Below are 15,252 nucleotides of genomic sequence, written 5' to 3' on the forward strand. Positions count from 1 at the left end.
GCGGCGAAGACCGGCCGCGCAAGGGCTACGCTCTGATGCGTCCGGCCCGACGCCGGCTCAACGCGGCATCGCGGCAACCGCCGCCGCCTGGTCGCGCAGCGCCTTGAGCACGCAAGGATCGAACTGCGCCGGGCTGATGCGGCCATCGCCCTCGAGCATCCGGCCGAGTGCCTCGTCGTGGTCCTGCGCGTCCTTGTAGGGGCGCTCGGAGCGCAGGGCGTCGTAGACATCGGCCACCGCCACCAAGCGCGCGGCGAGCGGGATCTTCTCGCCGGCCAGCCCGGACGGGTAGCCGCTGCCGTCCCACCGTTCGTGGTGCGCGAGCGCGATGGTGGCCGCGAGACGCATCCACGGGCTGGTGGCATAGGCGAGGATGCTGGCGCCGAGCAAGGTGTGGCGCTCCATCACGCGGCGCGCCTCGGGGTCGAGCACGTGGCGGTGACCGAGCACGCCCTCCGGCAGCGACATCTTGCCGATGTCATGCAGCGCGGCGGCGCGTTCCAGCAGTGCCTGCTGTTCCTCGGAGATGCCGAGCGCGGCCGCGAGCATCGCCGCGAGGCGCCCCACTCGGAAGGGATGCTCCCGGCCTTCCGGGTCGCTCGCGAGGCTGCGCCAGACGAGACCTTCCAATGCCTCGTCATGGGCGGAACAGACGCAGGCCAGCCGGTCCGGCGCCTTGACTGCGGGTGCGTATCCCCGTCCGCAGCGCGGACAGATCGAGGGCGTCTCGACCGGGACCAGGGAAATCGCGTTCATGCCTGCCGCCATCGGGCAACTCTGCCCTGATCGATGCTGCAACTTAGGCATCCCGAATGTCTCGGAAAAGACGCAGGCTCACGAAATTTCGCTCATGACGCGGATATCACAGGCACCAGCACCACGGCCGCCGCCTGGGCGGCGATGCCCTCGCCGCGGCCTGCGAACCCAAGGCGCTCCGTCGTGGTCGCCTTGACCGAGACGGCATCGAGCGAGGCGCCGAGAAGCTCTGCAAGCCGCGCCCGCATCGCCGGGGCGTGGGGCGCGATCTTCGGCCGTTCGCAGATCAGCGTGACGTCGGCATTGACGAGCACGCCGCCGCGCGCGGCGATACGACCCGCGGCGTGGCGCAGGAAGCGCGCGCTGTCGGCGTCCTTCCATTCGGCCTCGGAGGGCGGGAACCAGCGGCCGATGTCGCCTTCCGCCAGCGCGCCGTAGATCGCGTCGCACAGCGCATGGATGCCGACATCCGCGTCCGAATGGCCGGAAAGACCGAGCGGGAAGGGGATGGTGACGCCGCAGAGGATCAGCGGCCGGTCCTCGACCAGGCGGTGCACGTCGAAGCCCGTGCCCATGCGCGGGATGAGGCGGGCGGCGAGCTGGGCTTCCACGCGGGCGAGGTCCTCGGGCCAGGTGATCTTCACATTGCTCTCGCCGCCCGGCACCAGGACGACGGGCGCCCCTGTCGCCTCCAGCAAGGCGGCATCGTCGGTGGCGCTGCCGTCGCCCTGCCGATGGGCGGCGAGCAGCGCCGCGAACCGGAAGGCCTGCGGAGTCTGGGCGCGGAACAGGCCCTCGCGCGGCACGGTCTCGACGATGTGGCCCGCGCTGCCGCGCTTCAGCGTGTCCGTCACCGGCTGGGCGGGAATCGCGCCCGGGGCGGCCTCCAGCGCCGCGCGCAGGGCCGCCAGCGTGCCGGGCGGGATGACCGGGCGGGCGGCGTCGTGCACCAGCACCGCTTCGGGCGGGTCGGCGGTGAGCGCCTCAAGCCCCGCGCGCACGCTCGCCGCCCGGGTTGCACCGCCGGCGACCGGCGGCAGCACGGGCAGGCCGGCGAGCAGGGCAGCGACGCGCGCTTCCTCGCCATCGGCGACCACCGGCAGGACGCGCCGCACCAGACCGTCGCGCAGCAGCGCCTCGGCGGCGTGGCGGATCACGGGGCGGCCGAGCAGCGGCAGGTACTGCTTCGGCACCGGCGACCCGAATCGGGTGCCGGTGCCGGCGGCCATCAGCAGGGCGTCCATCGTCATCGGCGGTTCCGGCCCGGGAAGGGGCCGCGCGATAGACTATTTCCGCCGGTTGTCCAATGCGAAAGCGCCGCCGCCGGCGAACACCAGGTAGAGGAAGAGGAAGCAGTAGAGGATGGCGGCATCGCCGCCGTTCAGCACCGGGAAGACGCTGCGCGGCGCGTGGGAGATCCAGTAGGCGGCGGCCATCAGCCCCGAAAGCACGAAGGCGACCGGCCGGACATAGAGCCCGACGACGAGCAGCGCCCCGCCCGCGATCTCGAGCAGCCCGGCGACGCCATACATCGAAAGCAGCGCGGGGCCCGCCCCGCCATTGGGGCGCGCCGGGAAGCCGAAGAGCTTCTGCGTCCCGTGCTCGAAGAAGATCAGCGCCGCGACGATGCGGAGCAGGCCCAGCGCATGGGGCGCCCAGCGGTCGAGAGAAGGCATGGAAGGATGGCATCCCGGTCTTGTTGCAGATCAACACATGACTTCTCATTTGCCGCCCTTCAATACGTGCCGTGTCCGTTTCGGCGGCAGCGCCGGCCGGCCGGAGTTGCCGGATGGGCGTGCAGAGCCTATTTTGCTCAAATCATGAGCAACGCATCCGAGGCCGGGATTCCCCCGGCCGGCCTGACGCCGATCGAGCTCGGCGGCGCCGCCATTCCTGCCCCGGTGATCCTCGCCCCGATGTCGGGGGTGACGGACCTGCCCTTCCGGCGGCTCGCCCGCGCCCTCGGCGCGCCGATGGTGGTCAGCGAAATGATCGCGTCCCAGGCCATGGTGCGCACCAACCGGCAGACCCTGAAGATGGCGGAGGTGGACGGATTCGGCGGCCCGGCCTCGGTGCAGCTCGCCGGCTGCGACCCCGCGACCATGGCCGAGGCGGCGCGGCTGGTGGTCGACCGGGGGGCCGCGATCGTCGACATCAATTTCGGCTGCCCGGTGAAGAAGGTGGCGGTCGGACAGAGCGCCGGCTCGGCGCTGATGCGCGATGAGATCGCCGCCGCCCGCATCCTGGAGGCGACCGTGCGCGCGGTGGCCGTGCCGGTGACGCTCAAGATGCGCATGGGCTGGGACCACAACAGCCTGAATGCGCCGCGCCTCGCGCGCATCGCCGAGGAGTCGGGCATCCGCCTCGTCACCGTGCACGGCCGCACGCGGCAGATGTTCTACTCCGGCACGGCCGACTGGGACTTCATCCGCCAGGTGAAGGAGGCGGTGCGCATCCCGGTCATCGCCAATGGCGACATCGTCACGGTCGAGCACGCCGAGGAGGCGCTGCGACGTTCCGGCGCCGACGGGGTGATGATCGGCCGCGGCTGCTACGGGCGGCCATGGTTCCCGGCCGTGGTGGCGGCGCGGCTCGCCGGCCGCGCGGCAGAGGAGCCGCAGCTTGCCGAGCAGAAGCGCATCCTTCTCGAACACTACGAGGACATGCTGCTGCATCACGGCCGCGACCCCGGGGTGCGGCTCGCGCGCAAGCATGTCGCCTGGTACTCGAAGGGTCTGCCGGGATCGGCCGAGTTCCGTGTCCAGGTGAACCGCTGCGAAACGCCCGAGGCGGTGCGCGAACTCGTCCATGCCTTCTACGACCCGCTGGTCGAGCGCGGCGTCGAAGTCGTGCGCGACGCCTTCCGGGAGGCCGGCGAGGACCGGATGGCGGCATGAAGGGCGGGCTGCTGCGCCGCGCCGCGCGCCCTTCGACCTGGCGCGGCCGCGCCGCGCCGGACGCGGCGGCGATCCTCGGCGCCATCCCGGTGCCGGTGGTGGTGCTCGACGCGGCGAACCGCTTCATCAGCGTCAACGCGGCGGCCGAGCAGTTCTTCAGCAGCTCGGCCGCCTCCCTCGCGCAGCTCGGGCTGGCGGAACTGCTGCCGGCGGACAGCCGTCTCTTCGCGCTGATCGAGCAGGTGCGACGGCTCGATGCGCGCGTCTCCGACCACGACCTGGCGCTGGAAAGCCCGCGCCTTGCGCGGCGTGGCGTCAGCGTGCATGCCGCACCGCTGCCGGAACTGGCCGGTGCCGTGGTGCTGACGCTGCAGGATGGCTCGACGGCGCAGATGCTCGACCGCCAGCTCAATTTCCGCGGCGCGGCGCGTGGCGCCTCGGCGATGGCGGCGATGCTGGCGCATGAGGTGAAGAACCCGCTCTCGGGCATCCGCGGGGCGGCGCAGCTCCTGGAACAGAATGCCGGGGAGGGCGACAGGGAGCTCTGCCAGCTCATCCAGGACGAAGCGGACCGCATCCGCGGCCTGGTCGACCGCTTCGACATGTTCTCCGAGCGGCCGGTCGAACTCGGGCCGGTGAACATCCACCGGGTGCTCGACCATGTGCGGCGGATCGCCGAGAGCGGCTTCGCCTCCCATCTGCGGATCACCGAGGAATACGACCCTTCCCTGCCGGCGGTCTGGGGCAATCGGGACCTGCTTGTGCAAATTCTGCTCAATCTGGTGAAGAATGCGGCAGAAGCTGTCGATCCGGTGGGCGGTGAAATCGTGCTCTCCACTGCCTACCATCATGGCGTGCGCATTGCGGTGCCCGGTTCTGCCGACCGTGTGCACCTGCCACTGCAGATGAGCGTGCGCGACAACGGCCCTGGAATCGCCGAGGAAGTCCGCGGCACACTTTTTGAACCCTTCGTCAGCACGAAGCGGGGTGGGCAGGGGCTCGGCCTCGCTCTCGTCGCGAAGCTGGTCGCGGACCAGGGCGGGCTGATCGAGTGCGACAGCAGGCCCGGGCGGACCGTGTTCCGGCTTTCGATGCCCACGCCACCGCCGGGAAGCCTCGGGACCGCGCAATGACTGACGCCCGTACCATCCTCATCGCCGATGACGACCGCGCCATCCGCACCGTGCTGAGCCAGGCGCTCGGCCGGTCCGGCTACCAGGTGCGGGCGACGTCATCGGCTGCCACCCTCTGGCGCTGGGTGGAGGATGGGGAAGGGGACCTTGTGATCACCGACGTGGTGATGCCGGACGAGAACGGCCTCGACCTCGTCCCCCGCATCCGCCGCGTGCGCCCCGAGCTGCGCGTGGTGGTGATGAGCGCGCAATCGACCTTCGCGACGGCGGTGAAGGCGACCCAGCGCGGCGCCTTCGAATACCTGCCCAAGCCCTTCGACCTGAAGGAGCTGCTCGCGGTGGTGGAGCGCGCCCTCGCCGCCCCGGCCGAGCCGGTCGTGCCGGTGCAGGAGGGAGAGGGCGAGAAGCTCCCCCTGGTCGGCCGGTCCCAGGCGATGCAGGAGATCTACCGCACCGTCGCACGCCTCACGACCACCGACCTCACGGTGATGATCACGGGCGAGAGCGGCACCGGCAAGGAACTGGTCGCCCGCGCGCTGCACGACTACGGCAAGCGCCGCACCGGGCCCTTCGTCGCCATCAACATGGCGGCGATCCCGCGCGAGCTGATCGAGGCGGAACTCTTCGGCCATGAGCGCGGCGCCTTCACCGGCGCGCTCAACCGCGGCATCGGGCGCTTCGAGCAGGCGGCCGGCGGCACGCTGTTCCTCGACGAGATCGGCGACATGCCGCCGGAGGCGCAGACCCGTCTGCTGCGCGTGCTGCAGGAGGGCGAGTTCACCACCGTGGGCGGCCGCCAGCCGATCAAGGCGAATGTGCGCATCGTCGCGGCGACGCATCGTGACCTGCGCCAGCTCATCCGGCAGGGGTTGTTCCGCGAGGATCTCTTCTACCGCCTCAACGTCGTACCCATCCGCCTGCCGCCGCTGCGCGAGCGCATGGAGGACATCCCGCTGCTGGCGCGCCACTTCCTCGACCGCGCCAAGGCGGCCGGGCTGCCGGGCAAGCAGCTTTCGACCGAGGCGATGGATGCGCTCAAGGGCCACGCCTGGCCGGGCAATGCGCGCGAGCTCGAGAACCTCATGCGCCGCCTCGCGGCCCTGTATCCGCAGGAGGTGATCGGCGCCGACGCCGTGGCGGCCGAGCTCGCGGAGGCCGTGCAGCCGGCCGGCCCGGACGGCCAGGCGCAGCCGGCGACGCTCGAACAGGCGGTGGAACGCCATCTCCAGACCTTCATGGCGGCGCACAAGGACGGCATGCCGGTGCGCGACCTCTATGAGCGTGTCCTCGCCGAGGTGGAGCGGCCATTGCTGCGCCTCGCCCTGGGTGCGACAAGGGGCAACCAGATCAAGGCGGCGGCGATGCTTGGCCTCAACCGGAACACGCTGCGCAAGAAGATCCGCGAGCTCGAGCTGCCCGTGGTGCGCGGCCTGTCCTGACCATGCCCGGGCCCTGACATGCTGGGCCTGTTCCGCAACCGCGGCGCGCGGCCGGCCGCGCGCACCCAGAGGCACCCCAAGGAGGTGGAGCCCGCCGCCTCCTCCTGGGTCCGGCGCGCGGGGGAGCTGCTGCAGGGCGGCGGCATGACGATCGGCCTGGCGCTGGTGGCGCTGGGGCTGGGGCTTGCGACCTTCGCCGTGCTGTCGGGCGGCACGCCGCTCGGGCCGACCGGCCCGGGGCAGGTGGTCGGCGTCATCCTGGCGAACCTCGCCGTGCTGCTGATGCTGGTCGCCTCGCTGGCGGCGCGGCTGGTGCGCATGTGGGTGGAGCGCCGGCGGGGCTCCGCCGGGTCGCGCCTGCACGTGCGCCTGGTGCTGCTGTTCGGCGTGGTGGCGGTGGGGCCGTCGATCCTGGTGGCGGGCTTCGCGGCGCTGTTCTTCAACCTCGGCATCCAGTCCTGGTTCAGCGACCGGGTGCGCGACACGCTGGAGGCCTCCCTCGTCGCCTCGCGCGCCTATCTCGAGGAGCACCGCAACACCATCCGCGCCGATATCCTGGCGATGGCGAACGACCTCAACCGCGCGGCGCAGATCTACCTGCCCGACAACGGCCTCGCCTTCGCGCGGCTGCTGGCGACCCACACGGCGATCCGCGGGCTGACGGAATCGGTCGTCTTCGAACCGACGCTCGGCCAGGTGATGGCGACGGCGGGGCTGACCACCGGGGCGGTGGTGGACCCGCCGCCCTCCTGGGCGCTGGAGCAGGCGCGCGCCGGCGAGGTCGCGGTGCTGCCGGGCGAGGCCGGCGAAGGGCGGGTGCGCGCCATGGTCGCGCTCAACATCCCGCCGGGCCTGATGCTGATGATCAGCCGTCCGCTCGACCCCGGCGTGCTCGATCACATGCGCACGACGGAGCTGGCCTTCCAGGAATACGACCGGCTCGACCGCAACCGCGGTGACCTGCAGATCACCTTCTTCCTGATCTTCGCGATCGCGACGCTGCTGGTGCTGCTCGGCGCCGTGCTGCTCGGGCTGCTCATCGCCAACCGCATCGCGCGGCCGATCTCGCGCCTGATCACGGCGGCGGAAAGGGTGCGCGCGGGGGACCTCTCGACCCGCGTGCAGGAAGGCGAGGCGGATGACGAGGTCGCCAGCCTGTCGCGCGCCTTCAACCGGATGACGAGCCAGCTCGGCGCGCAGCGCGCGGAGCTGATGGAAGCCTACCGGCAGATCGACGAGCGGCGCCGCTTCACCGAGACGGTGCTCTCGGGTGTCACCGCCGGCGTCATCGGGCTCGATGCCGAGGGGCGGGTGAACCTGCCCAACCGTTCCGCCTCGGCGCTGCTCGGCGTCGATCTCGACGCGGCGATCGGGCTGCCGCTGCAGGGGGTCGCGCCGGAATTCGCGTCCCTGCTCGCCGACGCAAGGGCGCAGCCGGACCGCGCGCACACCGCGGAGATCCGTACCGGCCCGCCGGCGGCGCGGCGCACCCTGATCGTGCGCCTCGGCGCGGAGACGCAGGGCGGGCGCGTCGAGGGCTACGTCCTCACCTTCGACGACATCACCGAATTGCTGTCGGCGCAGCGCAAGGCGGCCTGGGCGGATGTCGCGCGGCGCATCGCGCACGAGATCAAGAATCCGCTGACGCCGATCCAGCTTTCCGCGGAGCGGCTGAAGCGGCGCTACCTCAAGCAGATCACCGACGATCCCGATACCTTCCGCCAGTGCACCGACACCATCGTGCGGCAGGTCGGCGACATCGGGCGCATGGTGGACGAGTTCTCCGCCTTCGCACGCATGCCGCAGCCGGTGATCCGGCCGGAAGACCCGAACCGGCTCCTGCGTGAGGCGCTGGTGCTGCAGCGCGACGCGCATCCCGAAATCACCTACGGGACGACCTATGCGGACCCGGCGCCGACGGTGCCCTGCGACCGCCGGCTGATCGGCCAGGCGCTGACCAACCTGCTGCAGAACGCGGCTGACGCGGTTGCCTCCCGTGCCGCCGAGGGGGCGGGGTGCATCGAGACACGGGTGGAGGCGACCCCCGATCATGTGATCATCACCGTCACCGATGACGGAGTCGGGCTGCCGAAGGAGGAGGACAGGGACCGCCTGACCGAGCCCTATGTCACTCACAAGCCGAAGGGAACCGGGCTTGGCCTTGCCATCGTGAAGAAGATCATGGAGGACCATGGGGGGCGGCTGGCGCTGGAGGACCGGGAAGACGGCCCCGGCGCGCGGGTCGCGCTGATCCTGCCGCTGCGCGCCGCCGGCGCGGGGGGCGAGGCCTCGGCCGATTCGTCGAGGGCCGGCGAGGGAGCGAAGGTTGCGCATGGCGCATGAGATCCTGATCGTCGACGACGAGCCGGACATCCGGGCGCTCATCGAGGGCATCCTCTCGGATGAGGGCTACGAGACGCGGCAGGCGCACAATTCCGATGCGGCGATCGCGGCCTTCCGGGCGCGGCGGCCGTCGCTCGTCGTCCTCGACATCTGGCTGCAGAACTCGCGGCTGGACGGGCTCGGCATTCTCGAGGCGCTGCACAGCGAGGAACCGCAGGTGCCGGTGGTGATGATCTCCGGCCACGGCACCATCGAGACCGCGGTGCAGGCGATCCAGCAGGGCGCCTACGACTTCATCGAGAAGCCGTTCAAGTCCGACCGGCTGCTGCTGATCGTCTCCCGCGCGCTGGAGGCGGCGCGGCTGCGGCGCGAGAACAGCGAATTGCGCCTGCGCGCGGGACCGGAGACGGAGCTGGTCGGCGGATCGGCGCCGCTGTCGCAACTGCGGGGCGCGATCGAGAAGGTGGCGCCGACCGGATCGCGCGTGCTGATCACCGGGCCCGCCGGCGCAGGCAAGGAGGTGGCGGCGCGGATGATCCATGCGCGCTCCCGCCGCGCCGACGGCCCCTTCCTGGTGCTGAACTGCGCCACGCTGAATCCCTCGCGCTTCGAGGAGGAGCTGTTCGGCGTCGAGGCCGGCGCCGACCCGCTGGCGCATCCGCGCCGCGCCGGCGTGCTGGAACGCGCCCATGGCGGGACGCTGCTGCTGGACGAGATCGCCGACATGCCGCTGGAGACCCAGGGCAAGATCGTGCGCGCGCTGCAGGAACAGGGCTTCGAGCGCATCGGCGGCGGCACGCGGGTGAAGGTGGATGTGCGCGTGCTCTCCACCACCAACCGCGACCTCGCTGCGGAGATCGCCGCCGGACGCTTCCGCGAGGATCTGTACTACCGCCTCGCCGTGGTGCCGTTGCGCGTGCCCGCGCTGCGCGAGCGGCGGGAGGACGTGCCGGTGCTGGCGCGCCATTTCATGGGCCGTTCAGCCGAGACCACCGGCATGGCCTCGCGCGAACTCTCGGAAGACGCGCTCGCCGCCATGCAGGCCTATGACTGGCCGGGCAATGTGCGGGAGCTGCGCAACCTCATCGACTGGCTGCTGATCATGGCGCCGGGCGAGGCGAGGGAAGCGATCCGCGCCGACATGCTGCCCCCGCAGGTGGGCGCGGCCGCGCCCGCGGTGCTGAAGCTCGACCGCTCCAGCGAGATCATGACCCTGCCGCTGCGCGAGGCGCGCGAATTGTTCGAGCGGCAGTACCTGGAGGCGCAGCTCCTGCGGTTCGGCGGCAATATCAGCCGCACGGCGAATTTCGTCGGCATGGAGCGCAGCGCGCTGCATCGCAAGCTGAAGTTCCTCGGCGTCCAGGCCGAGGACCGGGCGAGCCCGGTCGGCTCGGTCGGCAACGCCTGAAGGATCCCGGATGTCCCGCATCGCCTACGTCAACGGCCGCTACCTGCCGCAGCCCGAAGCCAGCGTGAACGTCGAGGATCGCGGCTACCAGTTCGGCGACGGCATCTACGAGGTCGTCCATATCTACGACGGCCGCACCATCGATGAGGACCGCCATCTCGACCGGCTGGAACGCAGCCTGCGCGAGATCAGGCTGCCCATGCCGATGTCCCGCGCGGCGCTTCGGCTGGTGCTGCGGGAGGTCGCGCGGCGCAACCGCGTGACCGAAGGGCTGCTCTACATGCAGGTGACGCGCGGCGTGGCGCGGCGCGACCATGCCTTCCCCTCGAAGCCGGTGCCCCCGGCGATCGTGGTCACCATCAAGCGCATCCCGCCCTATCCGGCGGCGGTCGATCACTGGGGCGGCAGCGCCATCACCCATCCCGACCTGCGCTGGGCGCGGCGCGACATCAAGACGGTGAATCTCCTGCCCAACTGCCTGGCGCGCCAGGCCGCGCGCGAGCAGGGCGCGATCGAGGCGGTGCTCTACGACGAGGCGACCGGGATGGTGACGGAAGGGGCGGCGACCTCCTTCTGGATCGTGGACGAGCACGGCGTCATTCGCGCGCGGCCGCTCGGCCACGAGATCCTGCCCGGCTGCACGCGCGCCGCGCTGCTCGCCGAACTCGCCGAGGCCGGCATCGGCATCGAGGAGCGCGCCTTCTCGCTCGACGAGATGCGCCGGGCGCGGGAGGCCTTCATCACTTCCGCGACGTCCTTCGTGAGGCCGATCGTGAAGATCGACGGCGCGCCGGTCGGGGACGGCAAGGTCGGGCCCGTGGTGCGGCGGCTGTTCGACATCTTTGCCCGCCACGTGAAGGGCGGGCTGAAGAACGCGGCGTGAGCGAGCGGGCCGCCAGCAACGCCGAGGTCGTCCGCGCCTTCTACGCGGAACTGTGGGAGAAGGCGGACCTCGCCCGCCTGCCGGCGCTGATGCATGACGACGTCGCCTTCCAGGGCACCTTCGGGCAGACCATGCATGGCCACGATGCCTTCGCGGCCTATGTGCGGAGCGTGCGCCATGCCTTCTCCACCTACCGCTGCGAGGTGGTGGACCTGCTGTGCGACGGCGAGCGCGTCGCCGCGCGCGTGCGATTCTCCGGGCGGCACGATGCGGGCTCCTTCCTGGATTTCGCCCCGACCGGCCGGGACCTGGCCTGGGAGGGCGTCGGCTTCTTCACCCTGGGAGCCGGGCGCATCCGGCATCTCTGGGTGATGGGAGACATGCTCGGCCTGCTCGGGCAGTTGCGGACGTGAGCATCGCGCGACGCCCCACCGCGATCCTGTGGGACTGGGACAACACGCTGGTCGATGGCTGGGCGGCGATCGAGGCCGGGCTGAACGCCGCCTTCCGCGCCTTCGGCCTGCCGGAATGGGACCGCGCCCAGGTGTTGGGCAACGTACGGAAGTCGCTGCGCGAATCCTTCCCAGCCCTGTTCGGCGCCGAGTGGGAGAGGGCGAGGGACATCTTCTACGCCGAGGTCCGCGCGCGGCACCTCGCGGTCGTCGCGCCGATGCCGGGCGCCGCGGCGGCGCTTGTCGCGGCGGGGCGGGTCGCGCCGCAGGGGGTTGTCTCCAACAAGCAGGGGCCGCTGCTGCGGGCGGAGGCCGCGCATCTCGGCTGGGCGGGACATTTCGGCGCGCTGGTGGGCGCCGGCGACGCGGCACGGGACAAGCCCGACGCGGCGCCGCTGATGATGGCGCTCGAAGCCCTCGGCGTGCCGCCCTCCCCGGAAGTCTGGTACGTGGGCGATACCATGCTCGACATGCAGGCGGCGCGCGCCGCGGGCTGCCGCGCCGTGCTGCTCGGCGACGCGGCGCATGACGGGGGCATTGCCGCGGCGGCGCCGGATGACTCCTTCGCGGACGGCCATGCGCTGGAGGCAGTGCTTCTTTCCCTTGCCAATCGCTGACGGCGCGGCGAAAACTGCCGCGCCGGCGGCCGGAAATGGTTTTCGCCGGTCCGCCCCTGGTCGGTGACCAGCAAGAAGAAGGACCGGTCAGATGGCCGCCGAGAAGTCCCAGAACGTGCAGGACGTGTTCCTGAACCACGTTCGCAAATCCAAGACCCCCGTGACGATCTTCCTGGTGAACGGCGTGAAGCTGCAGGGGATCATCACCTGGTTCGACAATTTCTCCGTGCTGCTGCGGCGGGACGGGCATACGCAGCTCGTCTACAAGCACGCGATCTCCACCGTGATGCCCGGCGCGCCGATCATGCTCTTCGACGCCACCGCGCAGGCCGGGGCGCAGCCCGCCGCGCCGGTTTCGGAAACCCGCATGACGTTGACGCGTGAGGTGGCTCCTGGCGGCAACGACTGAGGCCGACGGCGGCCAGCCGACGCGGGCCGCCGTCATCCTGCCTTTCGAGAAGCCCAGCCGCGTCGCCATCGGCGACGCGGGCGGGCACCGTGCGGCCGAGGCCCGGCTGGCCGAGGCCGTCGGCCTCGCCGCCTCGATCGGCGTCGCCATCGTCCATTCGGCGATCCATCCGCTGCGCGAGCGCCGGCCCTCGACCCTGCTGGGGGAGGGCCAGGTGGCGATGGCGGGCGAGGCGCTGAAGGCGCAGGACGTCGAGCTCGTCGTCGTCGACGCGGCGCTGACCCCGGTGCAGCAGCGCAACCTCGAAAGGGCCTGGGGCTGCAAGGTCATCGACCGCACCGGCCTGATCCTCGAGATCTTCGGCGAGCGCGCGCGCACCAAGGAGGGCGCGCTGCAGGTCGAGCTCGCGCATCTCGAATACCAGCGCACGCGGCTGGTGCGGTCCTGGACCCACCTGGAGCGCCAGCGGGGCGGCTTCGGCTTCCTCGGCGGCCCGGGCGAATCGCAGATCGAGATCGACCGCCGGCTGATCGGCGACCGCATCGTCAAGCTGAAGCGGGAGCTGGACCAGGTGCGCCGGACCCGCGGCCTGCACCGCAAGGCGCGGGAACGCGTGCCGTATCCGGTGGTCGCGCTGGTCGGCTACACCAATGCCGGCAAGTCGACCTTGTTCAACGCGCTGACCGGCGCGGGCGTCTATGCGCAGGACCAGCTCTTCGCGACGCTCGATCCGACCATGCGCGCCATCCGCCTGCCCTCGGGGCGGACGGCGATTCTGTCGGATACGGTCGGATTCATCTCCGACCTGCCGACGCAGCTCGTGGAAGCCTTCCGCGCGACGCTCGAGGAGGTCGCCGCCGCCGACATCATCCTGCATGTGCGCGACATCGCCCATCCCGACAGCGCGGCGCAGCGCGCCGATGTGCTCGGCGTGATGGAGGAGATGGCCGAAGGGCCGAATGCGAGCCTCGATGCCGACTGGCAGTCGCGCGTGCTGGAGGTGCTGAACAAGGCCGACCTGCTGGGCGGCATCGACTCCGTCGCTCGGCGCGCGCCCGGCGCGGTGCCGGTCTCGGCACTGACCGGGGAGGGGCTCGAGGAGCTGCGCCGCGCCATCGACGCCCGCCTCGCCGCCGGGCTCGAAACCGTGGAGGTGACGGTGCCGCCGGCGGATGGCGCGCGCCTCGCCTGGCTCTACGCGCATGGCGAGGTGCTGACGCGCCAGGACGCCGAGGACGGCATCCATCTGACGGTACGGCTTTCGCCCGCCAACCGCGCCCGCTTCGAGGAACGCGCATGATCGGCGCATCCCGCGCCGCCGATGTCGCCGCGCTGCTGCGGGAGGCGGCGCGGGCGGAGATCCTGCCGCGCTTCCGTCGCCTGGCGCAGGGGGCGGTGCGCGCCAAGTCCGGCCCGCTCGATCTGGTGACGGATGCCGACGAGGCCGCCGAGCGCGTGATCGAGGCGGGGCTGGCGAAGCTCTTCCCCGGCTGCGCGGTTGTCGGCGAGGAAGCGGCTGCGGCGGATCCGGCGGTGATCGACCGGCTCGCCTCGGCGGATCTCGCTTTCGTGGTGGACCCGGTGGACGGCACGGCGAACTTCGCCGCCGGCCTGCCGGTCTTCGGCACCATGGCGGCCGCGGTCGCCGGCGGCGAGGTGATCGCCGCCTGGATCCACGACCCGCTCGGCGACGACACGGCCATCGCGCTGCGGGGGGAGGGGGCCTGGATCGCCGACGGCGAGGGGCGGCACATGGCCGACCTCCGCGTCGCCGCGCCGGCGCCGCTGGAGCGCATGCTGGGTGCCATTTCCTGGACCTTCCTGCCGCCGTCCCTGCGCGGCCAGGTGACGTCGCGGTTTCCGCTCTTCGCCGGCGTCGTCGGCTACCGCTGCGCTGCGCATGAATACCGCTGGTGCGCCGGCGGGCACGGCCATGTGCTGTTCTACAACCGCCTGATGCCTTGGGACCACCTGCCGGGCTGGCTGATCCACCGCGAGGCCGGCGGCCATTCCGCGCGCTTCGACGGGTCCGCCTACCTGCCGGTGCATCGCGACGGCGGGCTGATCTGCGCCCCCGACCGTGCCTCCTGGGAAGAGGTGCGGCACGCCCTGCTCGACCCGTGAGCGAGGATGACGAGGACGGGGATGACGGGCCGCCCGGCCTGCCCCCCGGCACGCCCTTCTACATGACACCCGAGGGTGCCGCCGCCCTGCGCGAGGAACTGCGCGCCCTGTGGGAGGATGAACGGCCCAAGGTGGTGGAGGTGGTCTCCTGGGCTGCCTCGCTCGGCGACCGGTCCGAGAATGCGGACTACCAGTACGGCAAGCGCCGGTTGCGGCAGATCGACGGGCGCGTGCGCTTCCTGCGCAAGCGGCTGGAGCGCGTCCAGGTGGTCGATCCGGCGGCGCAGGCGAAGCGCGACCGGGTCTTCTTCGGCGCGACCGTGACCTATGCGCGGCTGTCCGACGACGCCGAGGTGACCATCCGCATCGTCGGGGTGGACGAGGCGGATGCGGAGCGTGGCGATATCTCCTGGGTGGCGCCCGTGGCCCGCGCGCTGCTCGGCGCACGCGTCGGCGACCTCCGCAGGCTGCGCATACCAGGTGGCAACGAGGAGATCGAAGTGGTGGCGATCGCCTACCCCGTGCGGGGTGAGCCGCCGGAGCGGCTTCCGTAGGCTCCGGCTCGCTGCGACCTTCCCGCCTCTTCTTCCTGCGAGCATCTTCACCCGATCGGGTGCGTCCACCTGATACCAGCGGCACGAGTTCTTGACTCGTGCCGAGGCCGCGAACGCGGCCCGCCGGCAGTCCGGCGAAGCCAAGCAAACCGGAGGTTTGCGCCCGGCGTCTGAGGGCACGAAACGGCCGATGCCAGCGGTCGCGAATAGCGGCCGTTGGTATGATCGGAATCGGCT

The 15,252-nt window shown here is 71.5% G+C and carries 15 protein-coding genes; 12 read left to right on the forward strand and 3 right to left on the reverse strand.

All coding sequences use genetic code 11. The features are described 5' to 3' along the window. Positions 1–57: 57 nt before the first annotated feature. The 3 genes from GXW74_RS00885 to GXW74_RS00895 form a co-directional block, all read right to left on the reverse strand. The gene (locus GXW74_RS00885) at positions 58–756 is read right to left on the reverse strand and encodes an HD-GYP domain-containing protein (protein WP_211844379.1); all 699 of its coding nucleotides are present in this window, start codon (positions 754–756) and stop codon (positions 58–60) included. 92 nt (positions 757–848) lie between these two features. Further along, a complete protein-coding gene (locus GXW74_RS00890; protein ID WP_211844380.1) occupies positions 849–2,006 on the reverse strand; it encodes a bifunctional 2-C-methyl-D-erythritol 4-phosphate cytidylyltransferase/2-C-methyl-D-erythritol 2,4-cyclodiphosphate synthase in 1,158 nt (385 codons plus the stop codon). Between the two features lie 36 nt (positions 2,007–2,042). Beyond that, positions 2,043–2,432: a DoxX family protein gene (locus tag GXW74_RS00895; RefSeq protein ID WP_211844381.1), complete on the reverse strand. Its 390-nt coding sequence runs from the start codon at positions 2,430–2,432 to the stop codon at positions 2,043–2,045. A gap of 144 nt (positions 2,433–2,576) precedes the next feature. On the opposite strand from GXW74_RS00895, the gene dusB reads away from it, so the two are divergent. The 12 genes from dusB to greB all read left to right on the forward strand — a co-directional run bounded on the left by dusB (position 2,577) and on the right by greB (position 15,015). After that, the gene (gene dusB, locus GXW74_RS00900) at positions 2,577–3,653 is read left to right on the forward strand and encodes a tRNA dihydrouridine synthase DusB (protein WP_211844382.1); all 1,077 of its coding nucleotides are present in this window, start codon (positions 2,577–2,579) and stop codon (positions 3,651–3,653) included. Beyond that, positions 3,650–4,786: a two-component system sensor histidine kinase NtrB gene (locus GXW74_RS00905; protein ID WP_211844383.1), complete on the forward strand. Its 1,137-nt coding sequence runs from the start codon at positions 3,650–3,652 to the stop codon at positions 4,784–4,786. Before dusB ends, GXW74_RS00905 begins: the two co-directional genes overlap by 4 nt. Continuing rightward, a complete protein-coding gene (gene ntrC, locus GXW74_RS00910) occupies positions 4,783–6,225 on the forward strand; it encodes a nitrogen regulation protein NR(I) (RefSeq protein WP_211844384.1) in 1,443 nt (480 codons plus the stop codon). The genes GXW74_RS00905 and ntrC overlap by 4 nt, the downstream gene beginning before the upstream one ends. Before the next feature lie 18 nt (positions 6,226–6,243). Further along, a complete protein-coding gene (locus GXW74_RS00915) occupies positions 6,244–8,568 on the forward strand; it encodes a sensor histidine kinase NtrY-like (RefSeq protein WP_211844385.1) in 2,325 nt (774 codons plus the stop codon). Beyond that, positions 8,558–9,976: a nitrogen assimilation response regulator NtrX gene (gene ntrX, locus GXW74_RS00920; protein WP_211844386.1), complete on the forward strand. Its 1,419-nt coding sequence runs from the start codon at positions 8,558–8,560 to the stop codon at positions 9,974–9,976. Before GXW74_RS00915 ends, ntrX begins: the two co-directional genes overlap by 11 nt. 10 nt (positions 9,977–9,986) lie before the next feature. Continuing rightward, positions 9,987–10,859 (forward strand): D-amino-acid transaminase, encoded by an 873-nt coding sequence (locus tag GXW74_RS00925; RefSeq protein WP_211844387.1) that lies wholly within the window; start codon positions 9,987–9,989, stop codon positions 10,857–10,859. After that, positions 10,856–11,272, forward strand: coding sequence for an ester cyclase (locus GXW74_RS00930; RefSeq protein WP_211844388.1), 417 nt, complete (start codon positions 10,856–10,858; stop codon positions 11,270–11,272). The genes GXW74_RS00925 and GXW74_RS00930 overlap by 4 nt, the downstream gene beginning before the upstream one ends. Beyond that, on the forward strand, positions 11,269–11,928 hold the full coding sequence (locus tag GXW74_RS00935; RefSeq protein ID WP_211844389.1) for an HAD family hydrolase: 660 nt from the start codon (positions 11,269–11,271) through the stop codon (positions 11,926–11,928). The genes GXW74_RS00930 and GXW74_RS00935 overlap by 4 nt, the downstream gene beginning before the upstream one ends. 91 nt (positions 11,929–12,019) lie before the next feature. Then, entirely contained in the window at positions 12,020–12,337 is a 318-nt protein-coding gene (gene hfq, locus GXW74_RS00940) for an RNA chaperone Hfq (protein ID WP_211844390.1), read from the forward strand. Next, a complete protein-coding gene (gene hflX, locus GXW74_RS00945; RefSeq protein ID WP_338148102.1) occupies positions 12,309–13,637 on the forward strand; it encodes a GTPase HflX in 1,329 nt (442 codons plus the stop codon). The genes hfq and hflX overlap by 29 nt, the downstream gene beginning before the upstream one ends. Next, positions 13,634–14,461: an inositol monophosphatase family protein gene (locus tag GXW74_RS00950; protein WP_211844391.1), complete on the forward strand. Its 828-nt coding sequence runs from the start codon at positions 13,634–13,636 to the stop codon at positions 14,459–14,461. The genes hflX and GXW74_RS00950 overlap by 4 nt, the downstream gene beginning before the upstream one ends. Next, the gene (greB, locus tag GXW74_RS00955; RefSeq protein WP_211844392.1) at positions 14,458–15,015 is read left to right on the forward strand and encodes a transcription elongation factor GreB; all 558 of its coding nucleotides are present in this window, start codon (positions 14,458–14,460) and stop codon (positions 15,013–15,015) included. The genes GXW74_RS00950 and greB overlap by 4 nt, the downstream gene beginning before the upstream one ends. The last annotated feature ends 237 nt before the right edge of the window (positions 15,016–15,252 follow it).

It is taken from the genome of Neoroseomonas eburnea (assembly GCF_018129005.1).
Lineage (GTDB): Bacteria > Pseudomonadota > Alphaproteobacteria > Acetobacterales > Acetobacteraceae > Neoroseomonas > Neoroseomonas eburnea.

What these genes read in the sequence shown, in the direction of transcription:
- GXW74_RS00950 (WP_211844391.1), top strand. Translation starts at nt 13,634, where the DNA reads ATGATCGGCGCATCCCGCGCCGCCGATGTCGCCGCGCTGCTGCGGGAG.
- GXW74_RS00895 (WP_211844381.1), bottom strand. Translation starts at nt 2,432, where the DNA reads ATGCCTTCTCTCGACCGCTGGGCGCCCCATGCGCTGGGCCTGCTCCGC.
- GXW74_RS00925 (WP_211844387.1), top strand. Translation starts at nt 9,987, where the DNA reads ATGTCCCGCATCGCCTACGTCAACGGCCGCTACCTGCCGCAGCCCGAA.
- ntrC (WP_211844384.1), top strand. Translation starts at nt 4,783, where the DNA reads ATGACTGACGCCCGTACCATCCTCATCGCCGATGACGACCGCGCCATC.
- dusB (WP_211844382.1), top strand. Translation starts at nt 2,577, where the DNA reads ATGAGCAACGCATCCGAGGCCGGGATTCCCCCGGCCGGCCTGACGCCG.
- GXW74_RS00885 (WP_211844379.1), bottom strand. Translation starts at nt 756, where the DNA reads ATGAACGCGATTTCCCTGGTCCCGGTCGAGACGCCCTCGATCTGTCCG.
- GXW74_RS00915 (WP_211844385.1), top strand. Translation starts at nt 6,244, where the DNA reads ATGCTGGGCCTGTTCCGCAACCGCGGCGCGCGGCCGGCCGCGCGCACC.
- GXW74_RS00905 (WP_211844383.1), top strand. Translation starts at nt 3,650, where the DNA reads ATGAAGGGCGGGCTGCTGCGCCGCGCCGCGCGCCCTTCGACCTGGCGC.
- GXW74_RS00890 (WP_211844380.1), bottom strand. Translation starts at nt 2,006, where the DNA reads ATGACGATGGACGCCCTGCTGATGGCCGCCGGCACCGGCACCCGATTC.
- ntrX (WP_211844386.1), top strand. Translation starts at nt 8,558, where the DNA reads ATGGCGCATGAGATCCTGATCGTCGACGACGAGCCGGACATCCGGGCG.
- hfq (WP_211844390.1), top strand. Translation starts at nt 12,020, where the DNA reads ATGGCCGCCGAGAAGTCCCAGAACGTGCAGGACGTGTTCCTGAACCAC.